The organism is Natronomonas sp., from assembly GCF_036625485.1.
In the GTDB taxonomy this organism is placed as follows: Archaea; Halobacteriota; Halobacteria; order Halobacteriales; family Haloarculaceae; genus Natronomonas.
Genome location: NZ_JAZKTR010000174.1, coordinates 1 through 4601 on the forward strand (window position 1 = coordinate 1; position 4601 = coordinate 4601).

At 66.3% G+C, this 4601-nt stretch carries 6 protein-coding genes and 1 pseudogene; 6 read left to right on the plus strand and 1 reads right to left on the minus strand.

Annotated features, from left to right (window positions below):
- Nucleotides 1-275: pseudogene (locus V5A53_RS13025) on the minus strand (NADP-dependent malic enzyme); the annotation flags it as partial.
- 154 nt (nt 276-429) lie between these two features.
- Here V5A53_RS13025 and V5A53_RS13030 point away from each other — a divergent pair.
- The 6 genes from V5A53_RS13030 to V5A53_RS13055 all read left to right on the plus strand — a co-directional run.
- Nucleotides 430-1263: a COX15/CtaA family protein gene (locus tag V5A53_RS13030; RefSeq protein ID WP_332314052.1), complete on the plus strand. Its 834-nt coding sequence runs from the start codon at nt 430-432 to the stop codon at nt 1261-1263.
- A 72-nt stretch (nt 1264-1335) separates the two neighbouring features.
- Complete coding sequence (gene mch / locus V5A53_RS13035) at nt 1336-2268, plus strand: methenyltetrahydromethanopterin cyclohydrolase (RefSeq protein WP_332314053.1); 933 nt, start codon at nt 1336-1338, stop codon at nt 2266-2268.
- Nucleotides 2269-2754: a hypothetical protein gene (locus V5A53_RS13040; protein ID WP_332314054.1), complete on the plus strand. Its 486-nt coding sequence runs from the start codon at nt 2269-2271 to the stop codon at nt 2752-2754. It abuts the gene before it with no gap.
- A 53-nt stretch (nt 2755-2807) separates the two neighbouring features.
- Nucleotides 2808-3182, plus strand: coding sequence for a translation initiation factor IF-5A (locus tag V5A53_RS13045; protein ID WP_332314055.1), 375 nt, complete (start codon nt 2808-2810; stop codon nt 3180-3182).
- A gap of 16 nt (nt 3183-3198) precedes the next feature.
- Nucleotides 3199-4008, plus strand: a complete 810-nt coding sequence (locus V5A53_RS13050) for an arginase family protein (RefSeq protein ID WP_332314056.1) — start codon at nt 3199-3201, stop codon at nt 4006-4008.
- Nucleotides 4009-4044: 36 nt separating this feature from the next.
- A partial coding sequence (locus V5A53_RS13055; RefSeq protein ID WP_332314057.1) for a hypothetical protein occupies nt 4045-4601 on the plus strand: 557 nt, incomplete at its 3' end.

The following is a 4601-nucleotide window of genomic DNA, read 5'->3' on the forward strand; positions in this document are numbered from 1 at the left end:
TTGCCTTCCATGACGGGCTTGGAGGCCTGGGCGCCGATGTCCCCGAGTCCGAGGACGGCCGTCCCGTTGGAGACGACCCCAACCATGTTGCCCTTCGTCGTGTAGGTGAAGGCCTCGTTGGGGTCGTCGGCGATCTCGTTACACGGCGCGGCGACCCCGGGCGAATACGCCAAAGAGAGGTCCCGCTGTGTGTTGGTCGGTTTCGTCGTCGAAATCTCGAGTTTACCCGGTGGCTCACGCCGGTGGTACTCGAGTGAGTCCTCGTCCAGTCCCATACCGGTACCCCGTACAGCGGCCTCAAAAAGGTACCCAACACGACGGGACCGGCAGGCCTTGCCCGAACCGCCGCCGCCCCGCCTTCGGAGCCTCGCTCCGGGCGACACAGCCGGTTTCGGGGGGTATTTACTCCCGCGGGTCCCAGCGTCAATCATGGACCTCCGCCGGCTGTTGTTCGTCACGACCATCACGACCGCGCTCACCGCGCTCGTGGGCGTGCTGACCGCCACCTCGGGGGCTGGACTGACCTGTGAGGCACGGTGGCCGTTGTGCGACGGCGCCGTCTTCGGCCTCTTCCCGGCCAACTTCATGTCGTTCATCGAGTGGTCCCACCGGCTGGTGGCGATGATAACCGGATTCCTGATCATCGGCTCGACGATCGCCGCGTGGCGGGGCGGCCACCCCCGCCGGATCCGGTTCGCGACGCTCGCGGCGCTTATCATCACGCCCGTTCAGATCGTCTTCGGCGCGTTCACGGTGCTCGTCCACGAACTCGTCTTCGGCTACTCCATCGTCGTGCTGACGCTGCACTTCAGTTTCGCGGCGACCATCCTCGGCCTACTCGTCGCCGCAACGGTGTGGGCTTACGCCGAAGCCACCCCCGTCTCGCTCGACCGCGTCCAGCAGGCCGGCGGCATCGCGTTGCTCGGCTATCCGGTCATGGTCGCGCTGACGCCGCGCCTGTTCGTCACCTTCGGCGAGGTCGTGCAGTTCCTCTATTACGGCCTCGGATTCGCCGTCTTCGCGGGGCTGGTCGCCGTGGCGCTGTGGGGCCGCGAACTAGACGCGCGCGGCGTCTCGCTGGCCGGAGGCGTCGCCGCACTCGCGGTCATCAGCCAACTCATCATCGCCCGGCAGGCCTTCGGCAGTCGCGGCCAGTTGCTCATCCTCGCGCTGTCCTTTGCGGCCTTCGGCCTCACCCTCGGTGCGGTCAGTCGGAGTCGGAGCCTCGATGCCTCTCCGAACCGCGCCGTCGCTGGCGAATAGGGAGTAGGCCGAAGTGCGTTCGGCCGCCGCCGAGTCACGAAGTCTTTTGACCGAAACCGCCCCACGTTCGGTATGGAGAGTCTCAATCGGATGGCCCTCGAACTCGCGGACGAGGCCATCGACTTCGCCGACGAACTCGCGATCGAGGTACACGAACTCGACAACGGCGCGATGGTACTGGATTTCGGCGTCAACTCACCGGGCGGCATCGAGGCCGGCCTGCTGTTGGCGGAGATCCAGACCGGCGGACTGGCGACGGTCCAGACCGGCATCGATGAGATCGAGGACGCACCGCTGACCCACGTCGAGATATCGACCGACCACCCCGCGATGGCCCTGCTTTGTGCGCAGAAGGCCGGCTGGGAGCTGTCGGTCGACGGCTTCGAGGGCCTCGGTAGCGGCCCCGCTCGCGCACTCGTCGCCGAGGAAGACGAGTTCCAGCGAATCGGCTACCGCGATGCCTCGGATTTCGCCGTGCTGGCGGTCGAAAGCGAGGAACTACCCGGTGAGGCAGTCGCCGAACACGTCGCGGACATGACGGGCGTACCCGTCTCCAGCGTCTTCCTGCCGACGTTCTCGACGGCAAGCGTGACCGGCAGCGTCGCCCTGGCCGCTCGCGCCGCCGAACTCGCCGCCTTCCGGTTGTCGGAACTCGGCTACGACCCCCTTGAGATGCTTACCGTTACCGCCTCGGCACCCGTCGCGCCCGTCGCCGAAAGCGACGAACTGGCGATGGCCCGGACCAACGACGCGCTGGCCTACGGTGGACAGGTCCACATGACCGTCGACAGCGACTTCGACCGCTTCGAGGAGATCGCCTCGACGGCTCGCGAGGAGTTCGGCCACCCGTTCGTCGAGGTCTTCGAAGAACACGAGTGGGACTTCTACGACCTTCCGGTCGAGGTGTTCGCGCCCGCGCAGGTGACCATCGATATCGTCGGCGAGGGCGTCGAAGTGGTGGGCCGCACCGACGAGGCCCTGCTCGCCGAGAGCTTCGGCCTGTAAATGAAGTTCAAGGTAGTCCCCGAACCCGTCGAGTCCGTCGAAACGGTCGTCGAGATGCAGGCGGCGGTGCCGCTGGTGCCAGACGAGGAAACGTCCTGCTGTGCGAGGGTGATACAGCGGACCGACGTGGGTTCGCAGGACCGCGCCAAGGAGTGGCTGACCTTCCTGCGTGCCCTGCGGCTGGTCGAGGAAGACGACGGGAAGTATCATCGTCTCCAGCGTGAGGCTGATCCCGAAGACCTTCGTGAGGCGTTTCTGGAACGAATCTATCTCGCCGAGGACGTGGTGAATCTGCTCGATGCGGCCGACGCCCCGCTCGATCTCGACGCGGTTTTCGACCGACTCACGGACCGGCTTCCGCAATGGGAGCAGCTCCGGCATACCGACCCCGAGGCCGTCTGGCGGGAACGTACCTACCGGATTCTGGAGTGGACGGTCGTCTTCGGGTTGGCCGAACGCACCGATGGCGGCTACGTGGCGGCCTAACACCCTCGGGCGCATCCAAACGGTTTATACTGCCCCGACGGGAAGCCGTGAGTATGCCGAAAGAGCAGACTGAGGTCCGAGACCTTCAGGAAGGCAACTACGTACTGATCGACGATGTGCCGTGTAAGATCACTGCCTACAGCACGTCCAAGCCCGGCAAGCACGGGAGTGCGAAGGCTCGCGTCGAGGGCACGGGCGTCTTCGACGGTCAGAAGCGCAACTTCACCCAGCCCGTCGACCAGAAGGTCTGGGTCCCCATCGTCGAGCGCAAGCAGGGCCAGGTCGTCTCCGTCTCCGGCGACGACATGCAGGTCATGGACCTCGATACCTACGACACCATCACGATGCGCATCCCCGAGGACCTCGACCCCAGCCCCGACGACGAGATTGAGTACCTCGAGTGGGAAGGACAGCGCAAGGTTGTTTAAATAGGGCACGACGGTAATGGGCGAGTTTCCCGGTGCGCGAGCCGATCTGAACGACGCCGCCTACGCGGTCGTCGGCGCACCGCTCGACGTTTCTACCACCTTCCGCCCCGGCGCCCGGTTCGGGCCCGACCGCGTCCGTCGCTTCGCCCGCCCGTTCGACGAATACGACCAGCGCACGGGCCATCACTTCTCGGACCTCGCCTGTGACTCGGGTGACGTTGCCCCGTGGGGTGACGTTCCCGACTACCTCGAGTTTCTGACCGGCCAACTGACCGACCACCACGACGCCGGCCGCCTGCCGCTGTTGCTCGGCGGCGAACACACCGTCACCGTCGCCGGCATCCGCGCCGCCGGCCCTGACGTCTACGTCTGTCTGGACGCCCATCTCGACCTCTACGAGGCCTACGCGGGCGACGAGTACGCACACGCGACGGTCACGAACCACGCCCTCGATATCGTCGACGAGACCGTCCTTCTCGGCGCACGCACGGGCAGCGAAGACGAGTGGGACCGCGCCGCCGAGGCCGACGTGACCGTCGTTCCGCCCGAAGAGGTTGCCGACTGGACCCCTGATTTCGACGGCGACGCGTACCTCAGCATCGACATCGACGCCGCCGACCCCGGGTTCGCGCCCGGGACCGGCACGCCGGAACCGTTCGGCCTCGAACCGCGCGAGATGCGCGATGTCGTCCGGAGCGTGGCTCCCGACGCCGTCGGCTTCGATGTCGTCGAAGTCAACGACCGCGACGACGGACAGGCCGCCTCGCTAGCCGGTAAACTCCTCCAGACGTTCGTCTTCGCCCACGCCGAGGCGACCCTCGGCTAAGGTTTATATACGAAACCGGGGCCATCCCGTCGTAGCATGACGGGACCTACTCCCTCGCGCCGCACCGTTCTCAAGAGCCTCGCCGCCATCACCGGAGCGGGTGGGACTATCGCTGGCGGGAGCTACCTCGCGGCCCAGCCGTCCGTCGCCGTCGAGACGGAGAACGTTCTCGACGCCGCCGACGTCCGAATCGAGCGCAACGACGGCGAACTCGACGCCGTAAGCATCGCGCCCGAACTCGCCGTCGAATGGGCGGATTTCGGCGGTGGCCTCGACCGGATCGGCATCACCCTCTCCGCGGCTCTCGACGGCGAACCCGGCTACGACCTCCTGTTCGATGGGACGACAGAAGCCGAAACCGTGACCACCGACGGTGACAGCCTCGGTGCCGTGGATGGAGCGATGGCGCTCGCCTTCGACCGCGTGGATATTACGGCGGTCGGCGACGCGGTAACGACGAGCGATTTCGGGACGGATCTCGACCCCGGCGAGGTCGTGACGACCACCGTCGAACTCACCCTCCGTGTCGACGTGGTCGGCTCGCAGAACGCCGAGACCGAAACAGCCTTCGAGACGGTCACCTTCGACGTGAC

Coding starts and splice junctions, on each gene's coding strand:
- V5A53_RS13030 (WP_332314052.1), top strand. CDS start 430: ATGGACCTCCGCCGGCTGTTGTTCGTCACGACCATCACGACCGCGCTC.
- mch (WP_332314053.1), top strand. CDS start 1,336: ATGGAGAGTCTCAATCGGATGGCCCTCGAACTCGCGGACGAGGCCATC.
- V5A53_RS13040 (WP_332314054.1), top strand. CDS start 2,269: ATGAAGTTCAAGGTAGTCCCCGAACCCGTCGAGTCCGTCGAAACGGTC.
- V5A53_RS13045 (WP_332314055.1), top strand. CDS start 2,808: ATGCCGAAAGAGCAGACTGAGGTCCGAGACCTTCAGGAAGGCAACTAC.
- V5A53_RS13050 (WP_332314056.1), top strand. CDS start 3,199: ATGGGCGAGTTTCCCGGTGCGCGAGCCGATCTGAACGACGCCGCCTAC.